The sequence below is a fragment of the Azospirillum sp. RU38E genome (genome assembly GCF_900188385.1).
GTDB lineage: Bacteria > Pseudomonadota > Alphaproteobacteria > Azospirillales > Azospirillaceae > Niveispirillum.
In genome coordinates this window covers 918646-936772 of sequence record NZ_FZOI01000001.1, presented here as the reverse complement: position 1 = coordinate 936772, position 18127 = coordinate 918646, and the positions used below count along the sequence as shown (strand labels likewise).

Annotated in this window: 15 protein-coding genes; 10 read left to right on the top strand and 5 right to left on the bottom strand. The window is 62.3% G+C overall.

What is annotated here, in order from left to right:
- Positions 1–68 precede the first annotated feature (68 nt).
- The 3 genes from CHB97_RS03975 (at position 69) to CHB97_RS03965 (ending at position 4877) form a co-directional block, all read left to right on the top strand.
- On the top strand, positions 69–2102 hold the full coding sequence (locus tag CHB97_RS03975) for a M13 family metallopeptidase (protein ID WP_089286598.1): 2034 nt from the start codon (positions 69–71) through the stop codon (positions 2100–2102).
- 204 nt (positions 2103–2306) lie between these two features.
- Entirely contained in the window at positions 2307–4361 is a 2055-nt protein-coding gene (locus tag CHB97_RS03970) for a M13 family metallopeptidase (RefSeq protein ID WP_244559371.1), read from the top strand.
- Between the two features lie 54 nt (positions 4362–4415).
- Positions 4416–4877: an acetyltransferase gene (locus tag CHB97_RS03965; protein ID WP_089286596.1), complete on the top strand. Its 462-nt coding sequence runs from the start codon at positions 4416–4418 to the stop codon at positions 4875–4877.
- Between the two features lie 219 nt (positions 4878–5096).
- On the opposite strand, the gene CHB97_RS03960 is transcribed toward CHB97_RS03965, so the two are convergent.
- Positions 5097–6191: a polyamine ABC transporter substrate-binding protein gene (locus tag CHB97_RS03960; RefSeq protein WP_089286595.1), complete on the bottom strand. Its 1095-nt coding sequence runs from the start codon at positions 6189–6191 to the stop codon at positions 5097–5099.
- Positions 6192–6425: 234 nt separating this feature from the next.
- Here CHB97_RS03960 and CHB97_RS03955 point away from each other — a divergent pair, with 234 nt between their 5' ends.
- From CHB97_RS03955 to CHB97_RS03945, 3 genes are all read left to right on the top strand, one after another.
- A complete protein-coding gene (locus CHB97_RS03955) occupies positions 6426–7274 on the top strand; it encodes an FkbM family methyltransferase (protein ID WP_160105531.1) in 849 nt (282 codons plus the stop codon).
- A gap of 108 nt (positions 7275–7382) precedes the next feature.
- Positions 7383–8330: a DMT family transporter gene (locus tag CHB97_RS03950; protein WP_089286594.1), complete on the top strand. Its 948-nt coding sequence runs from the start codon at positions 7383–7385 to the stop codon at positions 8328–8330.
- A 1-nt stretch (position 8331) separates the two neighbouring features.
- Entirely contained in the window at positions 8332–9204 is an 873-nt protein-coding gene (locus CHB97_RS03945) for a 23S rRNA (adenine(2030)-N(6))-methyltransferase RlmJ (protein ID WP_089286593.1), read from the top strand.
- A gap of 9 nt (positions 9205–9213) precedes the next feature.
- Here the strand turns inward: CHB97_RS03945 and CHB97_RS03940 are convergent, their stop codons facing one another.
- Entirely contained in the window at positions 9214–9543 is a 330-nt protein-coding gene (locus CHB97_RS03940; RefSeq protein ID WP_160105530.1) for a DUF2892 domain-containing protein, read from the bottom strand.
- Positions 9544–9777: 234 nt separating this feature from the next.
- Between CHB97_RS03940 and CHB97_RS03935 the strand changes: the two genes are divergently transcribed.
- A complete protein-coding gene (locus CHB97_RS03935) occupies positions 9778–10500 on the top strand; it encodes a protein phosphatase CheZ (RefSeq protein ID WP_089286591.1) in 723 nt (240 codons plus the stop codon).
- Between the two features lie 188 nt (positions 10501–10688).
- Here the strand turns inward: CHB97_RS03935 and CHB97_RS03930 are convergent, their stop codons facing one another.
- The gene (locus tag CHB97_RS03930; RefSeq protein WP_160105529.1) at positions 10689–11480 is read right to left on the bottom strand and encodes a LuxR C-terminal-related transcriptional regulator; all 792 of its coding nucleotides are present in this window, start codon (positions 11478–11480) and stop codon (positions 10689–10691) included.
- Positions 11481–11813: 333 nt separating this feature from the next.
- Here CHB97_RS03930 and CHB97_RS03925 point away from each other — a divergent pair, with 333 nt between their 5' ends.
- The gene (locus CHB97_RS03925; protein ID WP_089286589.1) at positions 11814–12473 is read left to right on the top strand and encodes a response regulator transcription factor; all 660 of its coding nucleotides are present in this window, start codon (positions 11814–11816) and stop codon (positions 12471–12473) included.
- Between the two features lie 131 nt (positions 12474–12604).
- On the opposite strand, the gene CHB97_RS03920 is transcribed toward CHB97_RS03925, so the two are convergent.
- Positions 12605–14014 (bottom strand): class II 3-deoxy-7-phosphoheptulonate synthase, encoded by a 1410-nt coding sequence (locus CHB97_RS03920; RefSeq protein WP_200819790.1) that lies wholly within the window; start codon positions 14012–14014, stop codon positions 12605–12607.
- A 247-nt stretch (positions 14015–14261) separates the two neighbouring features.
- Here CHB97_RS03920 and CHB97_RS03915 point away from each other — a divergent pair, with 247 nt between their 5' ends.
- Positions 14262–15611 carry an MFS transporter gene (locus CHB97_RS03915; RefSeq protein ID WP_089286588.1) on the top strand — a complete coding sequence of 450 codons (1350 nt, stop codon included), beginning with the start codon at positions 14262–14264 and terminating at the stop codon, positions 15609–15611.
- Positions 15612–15632: 21 nt separating this feature from the next.
- Here CHB97_RS03915 and CHB97_RS03910 read toward each other — a convergent pair whose 3' ends face one another.
- Complete coding sequence (locus tag CHB97_RS03910) at positions 15633–16322, bottom strand: tyrosine-protein phosphatase (RefSeq protein WP_160105527.1); 690 nt, start codon at positions 16320–16322, stop codon at positions 15633–15635.
- A 298-nt stretch (positions 16323–16620) separates the two neighbouring features.
- On the opposite strand from CHB97_RS03910, the gene CHB97_RS03905 reads away from it, so the two are divergent.
- Complete coding sequence (locus CHB97_RS03905; protein WP_089286586.1) at positions 16621–17952, top strand: hypothetical protein; 1332 nt, start codon at positions 16621–16623, stop codon at positions 17950–17952.
- Positions 17953–18127: the final 175 nt, after the last annotated feature.

The following is an 18127-nucleotide window of genomic DNA, read 5'->3' as shown; positions in this document are numbered from 1 at the left end:
CCGCACCCAAGGGCCGCCCGGACAGCGACCCGACCCTGAAACTGTCTATATTGTCGGAGTACGTGAGGATGAAGGGCTTGCTGGCCGGTTCATGCCTGGGTGCGATTGGTTTGACCCTGACCCTGGGTCTGGCCCCCCTGAACGCCGCCCATGCGGCGCAATCGAAGGTGCCGGAGGTCGATAACAGCGTCAGCCCGTGCCAGGATTTCTTCCTGCACGCCTGCGGCCCCTGGATCAAGGCCAACCCGCTGCCGCCGGAACGGTCCGTCTATGGCACCTTCCATGAGCTGGCCCAGCGCAACCAGAACACGCTGCACGCGATCCTGGAGAAGGCCGCCAAGGGCAGCGAGCCGGGCACGGCCAAGATCGGTGCCTTCTATGCCGCCTGCATGGATGAGGCCGCTGCCGACAAGGCCGGCATCGCCCCGCTGAAGCCGGTGCTGTCGCAGATCGACGCGCTGAAGGACAAGAAGCAACTGGCGGCCCTGGTGGCCTCCCTGCACCAGTCCGGCATTGATGTGCTGTTCGGCTTCGGCCCGCAGCAGAGCTTTGCCAAGGCCGAAGACACCATCGCCGCCTTCGACCAGGGCGGGCTGGGTCTGCCCGACCGTGACTATTACCTGACCGATGATGAGCGGTCGGCAACGCTGCGCGGTGCTTATGAAAAGCATGTCGCCGCCATGTTCACCCTGGCCGGCGACAAGCCGGAGGTGGCGGCCAAGAAGGCCGCCGCCGTGATGGCGTTTGAGACCAAGCTGGCCCGCGTGACGATGAGCAAGCAGGACCGGCGCGATACCCAGAAGCTGAACAATCCCACCAGCTTCAAGGCCTTCACCGGCACGACCAAAGCCATCGATTTCGCAACATATGTGCGCGATGTGAAGGCCCCTGCCTTCACCGACATGAATGTCAATGATCCGGCCTTCTTCAAGGGTCTGGATCAGGCGGTAAGCGAAACCGATCTGGCCGATCTGAAGACCTATTTCCAGTGGCACACCCTGCGCGCCGCCGCCCCCTGGCTGTCAAAGTCCTTTGTGGATGAGAATTTTGCCTTCTATGGCAAGACGCTGTCCGGGGCCCAGGAACTGCGCCCGCGCTGGAAGCGCTGCACCGATGCCGCCGACAACGCGCTGGGTGAAGATCTGGGCAAGCATTATGTGGAAACGGCCTTCGGCCCGGAACACAAGAAGCGCATGTTGGTGATGCTGGACGATCTGCGCGCCGCCTATGCCGCCGATATCAAGGAACTGGACTGGATGGGGGCGGAGACCAAGACCAAGGCGCTGGAAAAGCTGGCCGCCATGGAACAGAAAATCGGCTATCCGGAAAAGTGGCGCGATTACACCGCCCTGACCGTGAAGAAGGACGATCTGCTGGGCAACCAGTTCCGTTCCGCCGGGTTCGAGAATGCCTATCACCTGTCCAAGATCGGCAAGAAGGTGGACAAGAACGAATGGTTCATGACCCCGCCCACGGTGAATGCCTATTACGATCCCAGCCAGAACAATATCAACTTCCCGGCCGGCATCCTGCAGCCGCCCTTCTTCGATTTCCAGGCCGATGATGGCTTGAATTACGGCGCCATCGGTGCCGTGATCGGGCATGAAATGACCCATGGTTTCGATGATGAAGGCCGTGGCTTTGATGCCAAGGGCAACCTGAAGGATTGGTGGACCGCCGACGACGCCAAGAAGTTCGAAGCCAAGGCCCAGTGTCTGGTGGATCAGTACGGCTCCTATCAGGTGGCCGGCGATACCAACCAGAATGGCAAGCTGACTTTGGGTGAGAACACGGCCGATAATGGCGGGTTGCGGCTGGCCCTGATGGCGCTGAAGCAGCGCGTCGGCGGCGACAAGGCCCTGACCACCAAGGGGGCCGATGGTTACACGCCGGAACAGAAGCTGTTCTATGGCTGGGCCAGCGTCTGGTGTTCGTCGGCCCGTCCGGAAGCCGAACGTCTGCGCGCCAAAACCGACCCGCATTCTGCCCCGCGCCACCGCGTGAATGGCACTGTCGGTAACATGGCGGAATTCGCCCAGGCCTTTAACTGCAAGCCGACGGACCCGATGGTGCGCGGCGATAAGGCCTGTAAGGTCTGGTAACAGCTTGGCTGCGGCCAATCGTCCCATTTGGAACGGTTGGCCGCGCTTGGGGATACCAGTTACCAATCCGTTACAAAAAGCACTTAGCTTTTACAGCCCGGCTTCGTGCTAATCTGCGCCCACGCTAAAAGCCCGAAAAACGGGCATCCATACGCGTACCATCCAGCATCGGCGACCGTCGGGGTTTACATGAAGCTGAAAGGCTTGCGGAGCACGTCCCAATTGGGGGCGATCGGTTTGGCATTGTTGGTGGGCCTGACGGCCTGCACATCGAAACCAACCCGGGTGGCGGAAGCGCCGGCACCCGCAAAGCCGCAGCCGCCGGCCCCCGGTCTGCCGGTGCTGGACCCTACTGTCTCCCCTTGCGATAACTTCTATCTGCACGCCTGCGGCGTCTGGATGAAGGAAAACCCGATCCCCGCGGATCAATCGCGCTGGGGTACCTTCCAGCGGCTGGCGGATCAGAACCAGGGCGTGCTGCGCACCATTCTGGACGATGCCGTCGCCAACCCGAAGCCGGAAACGGCGAAGATCGCCGCCTTCTATGCCGCCTGCATGGATGAGGCGGCGGTGGAGGCCAAGGGGCTGGCCCCCTTGCAGCCGACGCTGAGCCGGATTGACGCGCTGCGCGACAAGCAACAGCTGGGCGCCCTGGTGGGCACGCTGCATGACCAGGGCATCGGGGCCTTTTTCAGCTTCAGCCGGATGCAGAAATTCAGCGACGCGGTGCAGACCATCGCCGTCGCCGACCAAGGCGGGCTGGGTCTGCCCGACCGCGATTTCTATTTCAAGGATGATGCCAAATCCAAGGAACAGCGGGCCGCCTATCTGGCGCATGTCACCCGCATGTTCACCCTGGCCGGTGATGCACCGGCCACCGCCGCCGCCCGCGCCAATATCGTGATGGTGCTGGAAACCAAGCTGGCGGATGCGTCGATGACGCGGGTGGAACGGCGCGACCCCAACAAGCGCAACAACCCCACCACCTTCAAGGCCTTCGCCAAGAAGCATGAAGGGTTTGACTGGGCGGCCTATGTGAAGGCCAGCGGCGCGCCGGCCTTCACCGACATGAATGTCGGCAATCCCGGCTTCTTCAAGTCGCTGGAACAGGTGCTGAAAAGCACGCCGCTGGATGAGTTGAAGACCTATCTGCGCTGGCAGACCCTGCGCGCCGCCGCCCCCTGGCTGCCCAAGGCCATGGCGGAAGAGAATTTTGATTTCTATGGCCGCACCCTGTCCGGCACCAAGGAACAGCGCCCGCGCTGGAAGCGCTGCGTGGCTGCCACCGACAGCGCGCTGGGTGAGGATCTGGGCAAGTATTTCGTCGCCAAGACCTTCGGGCCGCAGCACAAGGCCCGGATGCAGGGCATGGTGAATGACCTGCTGGGCGCCTTCAACGACCGGTTCGGCGCGCTGGACTGGATGGGCGCGGAAACCCAGGTGAAGGCACGGGAGAAGCTGGGCGCCATTGCCACCAAGATCGGCTATCCGGAAAAATGGCAGGATTATACCGCCCTGACCGTCACGTCGGATGATCTGCTGGGCAATGTGTTCCGCGCCGCTGCCTTTGACCGGCGCGACAGTCTTTCCCATATCGGTAAGCCGCGCGACCCCAGCGAATGGGGCATGACGCCGCCGACGGTGAATGCCTATTACTCCCCGCAGCAGAACAATATCAATTTCCCGGCCGGCATCCTGCAGCCGCCCTTCTTCGATTTCTCCGCCGATGACGCCTATAATTACGGTGCCATTGGTGCGGTGATCGGCCATGAAATCACCCATGGTTTCGATGATCAGGGCCGCAAATATGCCGGCGACGGCAACCTGTCCAACTGGTGGACAGAGGATGACGGCAAGAAGTTTGAGGAAAAAGCCCAGTGCCTGGTCGACCAATATGGCGGTTACACCGCCGTGGAGGGCGTGAACCTGAACGGCAAGCAGACGCTGGGCGAAAACACCGCCGATAATGGCGGCCTGTCCATTGCCCTGGCTGCGCTGAAGAAGCATCTGGGCCCGAAGGTATCGGAAAAGATCGGCGGGCTGACGGCGGAGCAGCGGGCCTTTTATGGCTGGGCCCATATCTGGTGCTCGCAGAGCCGGCCGGAAGCGCGGCGCCTGCAGGCGCTGACCGACCCGCATTCCCTGCCGGAATTCCGTGTCAATGGCACGGTGTCCAACATGAAGGAGTTTGCAGCCGCCTTTAACTGCAAGCCGACGGACCCGATGGTCCGGGGCGACAAGGCCTGCAAGGTTTGGTAAAAAACAAGGGCCGGCGTGCAATGCGCCGGCCCTTTTCTTTTTCGGATCGGGCCTATGCCGAACCAAGCCGCTGCCCTGCTGCCGCCCATCCGGCTTTCGACCGAAGCCGATATTCCGGAAATCCATCGCGTCTGGCGCGCCTCTGTCCATGCCACCCATGGCTTCATCACTGCGGCGGACCTGGATTTTTATGAAGAGCTGTTGCGCACGCTCTATCTGCCCAGCGCCCGTGTCTGGCTGGCCACCCAGGCGACGGGCCAGATCACGGGCTTCATCGGGCTGGGCGGGCCGAAGATCGAATGCCTGTTCGTCGATCCCGCCTTTCACCGCCAGGGTGTCGGTCAAAGGCTGATCACCCACGCCCTCAGCTTGCAGCCAAACCTGCTGGTGGATGTGAACGAGCAGAATCCGGGGGCCATTGCCTTCTATGTGGCGCAGGGCTTCCGCTATGTCGGCCGCACCAACCTGGACCATTGCGGCAAGCCCTATCCGCTGGTCTATCTGGCCCGGTTTTAGAGCGGATCGCGGAAAAGCGGAATCGCTTTGGAGCGTGCATCCGCTCGCTGAACAAGGATTTAGAGCCGGGTGCGTCAGGGCGGGCCACCCGACAGCGGCAGTATCTGTGGAGTCACGCCCACTGGAGAATGCAAAACGCCGGCGGTTTCTCCGCCGGCGTTTGAGCTGAGGAAAGCTTGCCCCTTGGGCAATCTTTCCTCAGCTGGTATTCCGAAGCTATCAGCGACCAGTCTTGATCTTGGTCCAGGCGCGGGTGCGTTCGCGTTCAGCCTTCTGCGGCAGCTGCTTCACGGTGAAGAACTTGGCCATCACCTCCGGCGGCGGGAAGATCACCGGATTGCCTGTGATTTCCTTGTTCATCAGCGGCCAGGAGGCCGGCACCGCATTGGCATAGGCGACATAGTCGCTGATGCCGGCCATCACCTTGGGCTCCAGCACGAAATTGATGAAGGCCGAGGCAGTTTCCATATTGGCGCCGGCCGGAATGGCCGCCATATCGAACCAGACCTGTGCACCTTCCTTGGGGATGGCATATTCGATCGTGTGCTTGGCCTTGGCCTTTTCCGCCCGGGCCTTGGCCTGGAACACGTCACCGGAATAACCAACCGCCACGCAGGCATCACCAGAGGCCAGCGGGTCGATCACCGAGGGGACGAAGGTCTTGATATAGGGGCGGATGGCCAGCATGGCTTCCTCCGCCTTCTTCAGATCTTCCGACTTGTCGGAATTGGGGTCCAGCCCCTGGGACTTCAGCACGGTGGGCAGAATATCGGTCTGGCTGTCCAGGAAGACGATGCCGCAGGCGGCCAGCTTCTTGGCATTTTCCGGCTTGAAGACGACATCCCAGCTGTCAACCGGGGTGTTGGGCAGGATTTGCTTCAGCTTTTCGACATTATAGCCGATACCGATGGTGCCCCATTCATAGATCACACCATATTCATTGCCCGGATCGGTGGTTTCCACCAGCTTCATCAAGGCCGGGTCCAGATTCTTCAGATTGGGGATCTTGGACTTGTCCAGCTTCTGCACCGCCTTGGCCTGGATCAGCTTGCGCAGGGTAGGTTCAGCCGACGGTACGACAACATCATAGCCAGAATTGCCGACCAGCAGCTTCGATTCCAGCGTTTCCAGATCGGTGAACAGATCGTACTGGGTCTTGATCCCGGTGGCCTTGGTAAAGTCATCCAGGGTGGTTTCGCCGATATAATCGGCCCAATTATAAATATTGACCTTCTTTTCCTGGGCCATGGCGGTATGGCCCAGGGCGATGGCAGCCACCATGCCGATGACGCCCAGCACCTGCTTCATTTTCATCAAAGACCCCCAATGAAGTGGGGCGGACCCGCGCCACGGGACCGCCCGGTTTCTGGCGCCGGAAAGGCCCCAGGACGGGGGAATTGCACATGGCTGCCCCGCCCTTGTCAACGGCGATGCATTCATCAAACCGCCTTATCCGATAAGGTTTCGTCCTTATTCCCATCGCAACGCACCATCGGCTTATGGCATAACCGCAGCAACATGCCGATGATGGGGCGAATATCCCGATTGATGCGGAGCAACAAGGCCTTGCAGCCCGAGACAGCAACACAATTCGGTTTCCACGCCCCCAACAGTCTGGTGCGGGCCCTGATCGAATTCTGCCAGTCCCGGCCGGTCACACCGGTGGGGCGGCGGGCGGCCTTATGGCTGCGGCGACTGGCTATGCTGATCCATGGGCCGGTATTCGATGTCGCGGTCCGCGGCATCAATCTGCGGCTTTATCCGGGGGATAATGTCGGCGAACGTAAATTTCTGTTCATGCCGCAATTCTTCGATCCGGAAGAAATGGCGCTGATTGCCAGCCGGCTGCCGCGCGACGGCACCTTTGTCGATATCGGCGCCAATATCGGGCTTTATACCCTGAATGCTGCCCGCACGCTGGGCCCCGCCGGCCGCATCATTGCGTTTGAACCGGGGCCGGAGGCGGTGCGCCGGCTGCGCATGAACCTGTCGCTCAACCGCACCGATGCCACCATCACCCATGTTGAATGCGCGGTTGGCGCCAGCGAAGAGGTGATGGGATTGCATCTGGACGGAAGCAATCTGGGCGGTTCCAGCCTGGTGCATGAACATGGCGGGGATGCCACCCCGGTGCAGGTCCGGCCCCTGCTGGCGGTGCTGCAGGAGCTGGGCATCCACAGCATCGATCTGCTGAAGATCGACATTGAGGGGGCGGAGGACCAGGCCCTGCTACCCTTCTTTGACAGTGCGCCGGCCAGCCTGCACCCACGGCTGATGATCATCGAGCGGTCGGAGACATCCTGGAAGCAGGATGTGCTGGGCCGGCTGGAACAGCTGGGCTATCGCCGCTTCGGTGACAGCAAGATGAACTGGTTGCTGGAAAAGACCGGCAGCTGATTCTGTCCAGGGCTTGCCCCATGCCTGCCATGTGTGCCCCGGGCTGGTGCACCGGGGCGGATTGGCGCAGGCTGCGGCCTGCTCCGTAACAGTCCAGCCTACGCGAAAATGCCTGTCTCTCTTCTGCCGCCGGCCGGCAGTACTGGCCGCGCCATCCTGGCGATGATCGGCGCGGTTGCCCTGTTTTCCACCATGAATGCGATGATCAAATCGCTGGCCGGGCATTATCCGCTGGGAGAGATCGTCTTTTTCCGCGCGCTGTTCGCCATGGTGATCCTGTTGCCGGTGATCTGGCGGGCGGGGGGCCTTGCCACCCTGCGCACCGACCGGCCGTGGGGCCATGTGCTGCGCAGCATCATCGGCGTCATCTCCATGACCTGCGGCTTCACGGCCATCAGCCTGCTGCCGCTGGCCAATGCCGCCGCCTTTGCCTTCACCGCCCCGCTCTGGACCACGACGCTGGGCGTGCTGATCCTGGGGGAGAAGGTGCGCTGGCGCCGCGCGCTAGCCCTGATCACCGGTTTCACCGGCGTGCTGATCATGGTGCGCCCCGATGGGGAGCTGCTGCGCCAGATCGCCGCCGGCGGTGAAGCGGCGCTGGGCTGCGCCTTCGCCCTGGCCAGCGCCGCCCTGGCCGCCTGCGCCATGATTTCGGTGCGCCGGCTCTCGGCGACCGAACGCAGTTCCACCATCGTGTTCTATTTCATGCTGACCGGCTGCTTCTATGGCCCCCTGCTGGCCGGTGGCGATTTCCGCCTGCCGACCGGGCATGATGCCCTGGTGCTGGTCGCCATCGGTCTGGTGGGCGGGGTGGCCCAGCTGCTGCTGACCAGCGCCTATCGCGGGGCGCCGGTGGCGGTAATCGCGCCTTTTGATTACAGCGCCATGCTGTGGGCCACGGGGTACGGCTTCCTGATCTGGGGGGAGGTGCCGGATTCCCGCGTGATGCTCGGCGCCCTGATCGTGGTATCCAGCGGCATCTATATCACCGTGCGGGAGGCGCGGCTGGGACAGACACCAGCACCCGCCCCGCAATTATTGACCAAGATGGGTTGAGATGAATTATCGCCACGCTTTTCATGCCGGCAATCAGGCCGATGTGATGAAACATGCGGTCCTGGCTTATCTGCTGGATCGCCTGTGCAGCAAGCCGGCGCCCTTCTTCGTGCTGGATAGCCATGCCGGCATCGGTCTTTATGATCTGGACGGGGAGGCGGCCCAGCGCACCGGGGAGGCGGTGCGCGGCATCCGCCGCCTGCTGGCCACGGCCCCTGCCCTGCCCGCTGCCGCCGCCCCCTATCTGGCACAACTGGCCCGTCTGAATGGCGGCACGCTGCCGGCGGATGGCACGATCCGGTCTTATCCCGGTTCCCCTGCCCTGGCGCGTGGCCTGATGCGGCCGGGCGACCGGCTGGTGCTGGCGGAACTCCATGCGGAAGATGTGGAAACCCTGCGCGGTCATTTCCGCCAGGATACCCAGGTGGCCGTCCATCATATGGATGGCTGGCTGGCGCTGAAGGCGCATCTGCCGCCCAAGGAGCGGCGCGGGCTGGTGGTGATCGACCCGCCCTTCGAGGCGCCGGACGAATATGAACGGATGGTTGCCGCCTTGGCGCTGGCCCATCGTCGCTGGTCGACCGGTATCTATCTGCTCTGGTACCCGATCAAGGACCGGGCCACCATGTGGCGCTTCCACCAGATGCTGGAGGATACCGGCATCCCGAAGATCCTCGCCGCAAACCTCAGCTGGGCGGACGATGATCGCAGCGACCGGCTGAACGGTTCCGGCCTGATCATCGTCAATCCCCCCTGGCAGACGGAGGAGGCACTGGCGGAACTGCTGCCCGCCCTGCACCAGGGGATGGGCGCGGTGCAGGGCGGCACCGCCTGCCACTGGATTCGTGACGAAAACGGCCAGCCGGGCCGGTAATCAAGGGGGTCAGGCGATGCCCGGATTGAAGGAAGGCGGATCGCTGGCCGGAAAAGATTGCTCCGCCGCGCGGGTGACCTCGTCTGCGTCCCCGGTCTCCGCATCCCGGCTGCCACCGTCGGCGACCGCTCCCTGTTTGCGGTCGCCCAGCAGATCATAGGCGGGGCAATAACCGCTGAGGCCGCGTGCCGCCAGCACGCCGCCGGCAATGCCGGCCAGAATGCTGCCGCGCCGTACCGCCGCGGCCAGCAGAAGGCCGCCGGCGAGGGCGGTCAATACCCGTTCCGTCGATCCCAGATTCGGCTGCGGAAGATGATCGCGCAATTGGTGTTGAAACATGGTTCGCGTCCTTAATGAAGGGGGATCGGGCTGGTTTGCGCCCGGTTCCTGCTTCTGGAACGACATCGAACAGTAACAGTTCCCGTGATACGCCCTTTCGCATGAAACCAAACCTTTTGGTCTGCCGTGCGACCTTGCAGCAGCAAGACGCTTCGTTCACAGTAGCCGCCGCTATCCCCGAAAGAGGTGCTTCTCCTGGGGGGTGGCGTTGCAGCGTTTCCAGCGGGGGATTTAATGGTGCAGTTGCGTCACCGGCCGTTCATGGCCGAAATTCAGCGTGCCAAGCGCAACGGCCAGGCCGAGCCGCCAGCGTCCAACGGTACTCAACCCGCCGCACTGCCGCCGCCCATCAATGTCGAGCTGGACAATGGCGAGGTATTGGCCGCCATTTCAGCGCTGGGAAACAAGCTGGATCGTTTCCTGTCTGTCGATCATACGCAGATTGAAAAGATCCAGATCGATATTGCCGATATTGCCGGCCGCATCCAGGCCACCAAGGTGGAAATGGCGGCCCTGCGTCACCCGCTGTCCAAGGAAGACAAGTTCCAGGAAGCCAGCGAACAGCTGGGGGCTGTGGTGCGCGCCACCGAAGAGGCCACCAACCAGATCATGGCCTCCACCGAAGAGATTGAAGATATTGTCAATGAGGTGCGGGCCCAATTGCCGGACGGCTATCAGAGCAGCCGGCTGAAAGATCTCAATGATCTGACCCTGCGGATTTTTGAGGCCTGCAATTTCCAGGATCTGACCGGTCAGCGCATCACCAAGGTGGTGCAGGCACTGGCCTTCATCGAGCAACGCATCGAGGGCATGATCTCGGTCTGGAATCAGAAGGAACTGGAGGCCTTGCCGATGCCGCCCAATCTGGCGCGCCAGGATGCCGGCCTGGACCTGCATGGTCCGGCGGGCGAGAAGGAAAAGGTTTCCCAAGCCGACATCGACGCCTTGTTCGACTGATCCCGGCATGCAAAAGGGGCGGGCCCGGCTGCCCACCCCTTTTGCTTTCCCTATGCCCCACACACCCTGCTTAATCCGCTCGCTGAACAAGGACTTATAGCCGGGTGCGTTTCCGTTTAAACGCACCCGGCTCTATCGGTTGTGCCCCGCCTTTGCAGGTTAACCGAGTGGCCTGTGCAGACGCTGGCTCAGTTTGCGCTGATATCACAGCGGGCGGCGAGAATGGCAATCTGGGTGCGGTTGCGGGCCCCCAATTTCTGCATCATCGCCCGCACATGCACCTTCACGGTGCCTTCCAGCACGCCGAGCTGGCGGGCTATTTCCTTGTTGGAACAGCCCTGCTGCAGAAGCCGGAAAATATCCCGCTGGCGATTGGTCAGCCGCGCAACAGCGGTCTGATCCAGCCCGCCATCCGGCAGTTTAACCGGTGACGATTGGGCGATAAGGCCATAGGGAAGCTGCACATAGCCTTCGCGGGTCAATGCCAGGGCAACAGCATCTGCCAGAACCGCTGTGGGGTCGCTCTTCAGCAGGCAACAGACGGCACCCGCGGCCAGAAAGGTGCGCGTCTCCGCCGCTGAAAAAGCCGCTGACATGATGATGGCGGGAATGCCGGACAGCGCCGACAGGAAATCCACCACGCTGGCCGTGCGGTCGTCGGGCAAGCCGTCAGCATCCATCAGCACCACATCAGGGTTGACCGTTCCCTGCTGCAATAAATCAAGCGCTTCGGCAGGGGTGCCGCATTGCCAGGACTGTGCCCCATCATGAAGCGATGACAGGGTCAATGCCAGCCCATGGCGCACCAGGGCCTGCGGGTCAACCACCAGAAATCCACGCCGCCGCCCAGTCGGCATCGCCCCTTCTGACACGCCCTTTGCGGTCACAGAGAGACGTTCCGCAGGCTGACCCTGTGCGGTGGCCATATATTCACCGGAGACAACGCGAAACGGGCTTCCCCGCCGCAGGGCCATGGACATTGGGATCTCCTTTTGAATTCCCTTTTGATCTCTACTCAATGGTAGAAGCATATTCATATGGTTTAAGTCATATCGCAACCATGTTCTGGCCACGGCGTAAGAATCTGTTATTATTCTTTAGAGAAGATGAAGAAATTTTGAAATTATTTCTAATTTCGAAGCAATTTTCTCTTACGCTTATTAAGTTATCCAGCTTTTTAAGCATATTTTTTCTAAAATGCAATCTTCAATGCACGTTTACAGCAAGGCCAACAGCACGATCGATGACTTATCTTCTAAGGGTTGAAATGCCTTACGAAATCTCTTTTTGGTGAATTTGAAGGGGAATGTACAATGCAATCCGGACCCATCATGTTGGTGGATCACGATCAACTGTTCAGTGCCGCTCTGGCTGCCCTGCTGGAGGAAAAGGGGCTGGAGGTTGACCCTCCCATCCCTTCCATTGATGCAGCATTGGAAATTTTGCAGGGAGGGGCGGAACCGGCCATGATCATTACCGATCCCGCCGGATTTGAACTGGACGCTGACAGCCAGCCACTTAGGCGGCTGCGCGAATATTTGCCGGATATACCATTGCTGGTCCTCAGTTCAGATCTCAGTCAAACAGCGTTGGCAGAAAGCTTGAGTGCCGGTGCCCATGGCCATATTTCCAAGGGGGCCTCGTTTAACGCCGTATGGCGTGCTGTGCGCCTGATACAGCAGGGCCAGGCGGTCTATCCCGCTGCCGCAGCCCACATCATGGGTCAGAGCGCCGCTGCGCCAGCCGTGGAGGGGGCTGCCGCCGGGGAAAATGCCGACCTTTCACCGCGCGAAATGCAGATTCTGGCCTGTGTGCTGAGCGGCCATTCCAACAAGGCCATTGCCCGGCGGCTGACCATTACCGAATCCACGGTGAAGATGCATTTCAAGAATGCCATGCGGAAAATCAACGCGACCAATCGCACCCAGGCAGCGATCTGGGCCATGGAACATGGCATTGCCCCGATGGCATGAACGGGCCATGCCGCCTTGTGCTGCGTAAAACGCATTGCCATGCGGTTACCGATTGAGCGTCCGGGGACGATCACATGCAAAAAAGGCCCCGAACCGCCCAGTTCGGGGCCTTTGCCTGCTGAGGCTATGGCTTATTCCGCCGCCACGCGGGCCTTGGGCTGGCCATCGCGGGCCGCCTTCAGCCCTTCGGCCACCAGGAAGGCCAGTTCCAGCGACTGGCTGGCATTCAGGCGCGGATCGCAGGCGGTGTGATAGCGCTCGGCCAAAGCATGATCGGTGATGGCCTGGGCGCCGCCCGTGCATTCCGTCACGTCCTGACCGGTCATCTCAAAATGCACGCCGCCCGGATAGGCACCTTCGGCCCGGCAGACATTCATGAAGCCGCGAACCTCCGCCAGTACCCGCTCAAACGGGCGGGTCTTGTAGCCGCTGGAGGATTTCACCGTATTGCCATGCATCGGGTCGCAGGACCAGACGACCTGGCGGCCTTCGCGCAGCACGCGGCGCACCAGCGGGGCCAGCTTGTCATCCACCTTGTCGGAGCCCATGCGCACGATCAGCGTCAGTCGCCCGGCCTCGTCGGCCGGGTTCAGGATGTCGATCAGGCGGATCAGGTCATCCGGGTCCATGCTCGGGCCGCATTTCAGGCCGATCGGGTTCTTCACCCCGCGCAGGAACTCCACATGCGCGCCGTCATGCTGGCGGGTCCGGTCACCGATCCACAGCATATGGGCCGACACGTCGTACCAGTCACCCGTGGTGCTGTCGATGCGGGTCAGCGCCTGCTCATAGGGCAGCAGCAGCGCCTCGTGGCTGGTGAACAGCTCCGTCTCCCGGATCTGCGGCGTGGTGGCACCGGTGATGCCGCACGCCGCCATGAAGGACAGCGCCTCATCCAGCCGGTTGGCCAGATCCTGGTACCGCTCGCCCTGCGGGCTCTTCTCCACGAAGCCCAGGTTCCACTGATGCACCTTATGCAGGTCGGCATAGCCGCCCTGGGCGAAGGCGCGCAGCAGGTTCAGCGTGGCGGCCGCCTGATTATAGGCCTGCACCATGCGTTCCGGATCGGGCACGCGGGCGTCGGAATTGAAATCAAAGCCGTTGATGATGTCGCCGCGATAGCTGGGCAGCTCCACCCCATCGATCACTTCCGTATCGGCCGACCGCGGCTTGGCGAACTGGCCGGCCAGCCGGCCCACCTTCACCACCGGGGTGGCGGAACCGAAGGTCAACACCACGGCCATCTGCAATAGCACGCGGAACGTGTCGCGGATATTATTGGGATGGAATTCGGCGAAGCTTTCCGCGCAATCACCGCCTTGCAGCAGGAACGCCTCCCCGCGCGCCACCTTGCCCAGATGGGCCTTCAGGCTGCGCGCTTCGCCTGCAAAAACCAAGGGTGGATAACTCGACAAGCGTGTCTCAACAGATTTCAGCTTGGCTTCGTCGGGATAAAATGGGACCTGCCGGATCGGCTTGGCGCGCCAGCTGTCAGGCGTCCAGCGCCCAGCGGTCCCCACCTTCTGCATATCCGTCGGCATGATCCTACCTCGTCCTTCCTGTAATTTCAGCACCGCCTGGCCTCTCTCTTCGCCGGCGGGTCCGCATATGGGTACCCATCGCCGGCCTTTCACCGGTGGGTTTATCTTTTTAAGCGACAGTGCGATGTATTTTCCAGTCCCAAACACCTGCGATCTGCGCAATGTTCGTGCGCAAATTGGCCGCGCGATTGGCGGGGCCGGCGCCTATACTGCGCCACCACCTTGAAAACAATGTCGGAACAGGCGAATGGCGACGGCGGAACAGGCAAAGACCAAACCGGGTTGGCGGGATGTGGCGCGGTCGCTGCGCCGGCCCAAGGTGGTGGCAGCACTGCTGCTGGGCTTTTCCTCCGGCCTGCCTTTCCTGTTGACAGGCAATACGCTGGGCTTTTGGCTGCGGGAGGAAGGCAACAACCTCGCGGTCATCGGCTTCCTGTCCTGGGTGGGCGTTGTCTATTCGCTGAAAATGTTCTGGGCCCCGCTGGTGGACCGGCTGGATGTGCCGCTGCTGGGGCGGCTGGGCCGGCGGCGGGGCTGGATGGTGCTGTCGCAACTGCTGGTCGGGGCCGGGCTGCTGGGCATGGCCTTTGTCGGCCCGTCGGGTGGCCAGGGTCTGTGGGCGCTTGGCGGTTTCGCCCTGCTGGCGGCCATTGCGTCCGCCACCCAGGATATCGTGGTGGATGGCTGGCGCATTGAAAGTGCTGCCGATGGGGATGAACAGGGGCTGCTGGCCGCCACTTTCCAGATGGGCTATCGGGCCGCCATGCTGGCCACCGACAGCCTGATCCTGCTGCTGGCGGCGGTGATCGGCTGGCAGCTTTCCTATGGGGTGGCCGGGCTGGCCATGGGGCTGGGGCTGGTGGCCACCCTGATGGCCACCGAACCCCAACGCCACCTGCCGGCCGGGGACGCCGCCGCTGCCCCGCTCTGGACCGGCAAGGGCCTGTTCGATGCCATTGCCGGCCCGTTCCTGGCCTTCCTGCGCACCCACCGGGAATTGTCGGTGCTGATGCTGCTGGTGGTCTCGCTCTATCGGCTGGGGGATTTCCTGATCGGCCCGATGATCAACCCGTTCTATGTCGATCTTGGCCTCAGCAAGGAGGTGGTGGGATCGGTGCGTGCCTCCATCGGGCTTTGGGCCTCGCTGCTGGGGATCGCGGTGGGCGGGCTCTGCTCGGTCAGGCTGGGGTTCAACCGCACCTTGATCCTGGGGGCCATTCTGGGCCCCTTCTCCAACCTGGCCTTCTCCGCCATGGCACTGGCGGGGCCGAATGTCACTGTTTTCGGGGCCGCCATCCTGGTGGATAATTTTGCCACCGGCTTTGCCGGGGTGGCGCTGACGGCCTACATGGCCAGCCTGACCAGCATCGGCTATACCGCCACGCAATATGCCCTGCTGACCTCCTTCTACGCCCTGCTGGGCAAGGTGCTGAAGGGCTTCTCCGGTCAGGCGATGGAGGGGCTGCAGGCGCAGTTCGGCAGCACGATGGGCAGCGCCGCCTTCTTCGCCGTCACCGCCATGATCGGCGTACCGGTGGTCATTCTTTGCGTGATGCTGGACCGGGCCGCGCGCAAGCGGCAGCAGCAGCCCAGCTGATTCAGCGCTGTTGCAGCGGGATCATTCCCGGTGCAACAGCTTGTCGGTCAGGAGATTGGCCCAGCGGCGGGAAAGGAAGTCCCGCTTCAGCTGCTCCCGATCATATTCCTTGTCCACCCATTCATAGAATTCATCGACCGTGCGCCCGCCGGTGCGGGCGAAGCTGTCGAAGAAATAATCCAGAATGCCGGTCTTGGCCTGCCGGATATGCCCGAAGCGCCAGCTCAGCTGCTGCTGTGCCTCCGCCAGGGGGCGACCTTCGACCACAAACATATATAGCGTGCTCATGAAGCCGACACGGTCGGCCCCCGCCTTGCAGTGCATGACGGCGGGGCTGCGGATACGGCTCCACATCTCCCGCGCGGCAAACAGATCTTCCTTATAGGGTGCGTCACGCGAGCGCACCCGGAAATCAATCAGATCGATGCCAAGGCGGGCACAGGCCCGCACCTCAAAAAAATAGGAGCCGCAGCCCTCCCGCCGGCCACGCAGATTGATGATGGTGCGAATCCCCATCGCCGCCAGATCCGCCACCTGCCCCGGCGTCGGCTGGCTGGAGCGATACATCCGGCCACCCAGCGGATGAAAATTACGATGGACCATGCGGATGAAGGCATGATCCTGGAAAAGCATATTCAGATAACGTGCAGTCAAGGCCTTGCGGCAATTGGAACTTGCCCATTCCGGCAGCAAACGCGCGGGATAAACCATGCGCGGCTCTTCATACTGCATGCCCTGCCCCATTTGCCAAAGCCCGCGGGCTTGGCGGCGCCTCTCGGCCCGCTCTATCTATTTCATACGATATAGGCCACACGGGTGGCGAGCCGAAAATAAACAAATATGGTTATGTTTGTTTGACAGTTTTCCATCACTATAAAGACCAAGCGTTGGTCAGCGCGCCGCCGACCTGCGGCAAGACAAAGCAGCCGGCCATTTTATCGCCCCTTGCCTTGGCGGCGGCACTGGCCTAGGGTCCGCTCGCCCATAGTGGAGAGGGGTCTGTTAAACCGTGGTCCGTTCCGTGTCGTCCACCATCGCCCGCCTGCTGCTTGCCGGCGCGGCTATTTCCTTTGCCGGCGTTGCCGCCGCGCAATCCGCCAACAATGAACAGGCCCAGCCGCCGGCCGGCGGGCTGATCCTGCCGGGTACGGTGCAGACGCCGCAGCAGGGCGGCAGCCCGGCTGCCGGTACCATCGGTGGTGGCGGTCCGGCCGCTGGCACGATCGGCGCACCGCAGGCCCAGCCGCAGCGCCCCGCAGCGGCCGCCCCCCAGGGTGCCGCACCGAAGCCCGGCGCGCCTGTCCCGGCGCAGGGTGGCCCGGCCGCCCCGCCCAAGGCGTCCAAGACCGGCACCCTGAAGGGCGAATGGAAGGTGCAGCCGCAGGTCTTCACCGACGGTTCCTTCAAGATGTGCGCGGTGGGGGCGGAGTTCGACAATAATCTGCACCTGCTGTTCCTGCGCAATCCCACCAAGCATACCCAGATGATTCTGGGCATTCCCGGCGCGCAGATGCCGCCGGGCCAGCGCACCGGCGTCAAGCTGTCGGTGGATGGCAAGGTGACGCGCGAACTGGGTGCCATTGTCAGCCAGCCCAACGCGCTGGCCATTGGTCTGGGCGATGATGCCGATCTGATCAAGGCGATCAGCACCGGCAAGACCCTGTCCATTGAGGTGCCGGGCGACACGGCCACCTTCCAGCTGAAGGGCACCACCAAGGCGTTCAGCGACCTTAACAGCTGCGTCGACCAGGGGGTTGCCGGCACCTTGAAGCTGCCGCCGCCCAGTGAACCGGTGATTGATCCGGCCCTGGCCAAGACGCTGGTGGATGCCGGCCTGCAATCGGCTCGCGCCATCCCGGTGGACAAGATCCCGCCGCAGCAGCGGCCGGGTGACTATGCTTGGCAGATCGGCGACAAGGTGCTGGGTTCCGTGCGCAGCTTCCCCCTGGGTGAAGCCGCTGGCGATTTCGCCAAGGTTTCCGACACCTATGCTGAACAGCTGAAGAAGAGCTGCGAGGGCACCTATACGCCCGCCTTCGCCGCGATTGAGACGCTGACGGCCTATAAGCTGCGCACCGGCACGGTGTCGTGCGACAGCAATGGCAACAAGATCCATGTCGCCGTGCTGATGCAGTTCATCGAGCTGCCCAAGCAGCAGGGCCAGGAACAGGCCCTGCGGATTTTGAACGTCTATTCGCATGAATCCGCTGATGCCGATAAGGCACAGGCGGACAATGCGATGCAGGCGATTGCCAAGGTGATCCGCGAAAAAGGCAAGGAGCCGCTGAAGGTTCCGGGCCAGCCGCAGGCCCCGGCTGCCGCACCGGCCGCCAAGCCGTAATCGGTAAGCGATTTAGTTTCATGAGAGGGCCGGGCGGAAACGTCCGGCCCTTTCTGTTTGGCGGGAATTGGCCCCAAACCCGCCCCTGTTGCGGGGCCGGCGCCCTTTGCCATGCGGCTTGACCACAGCATAATCAACCCTACCGGCGTATGATTATGGAGTGTCTGGGCAGCCG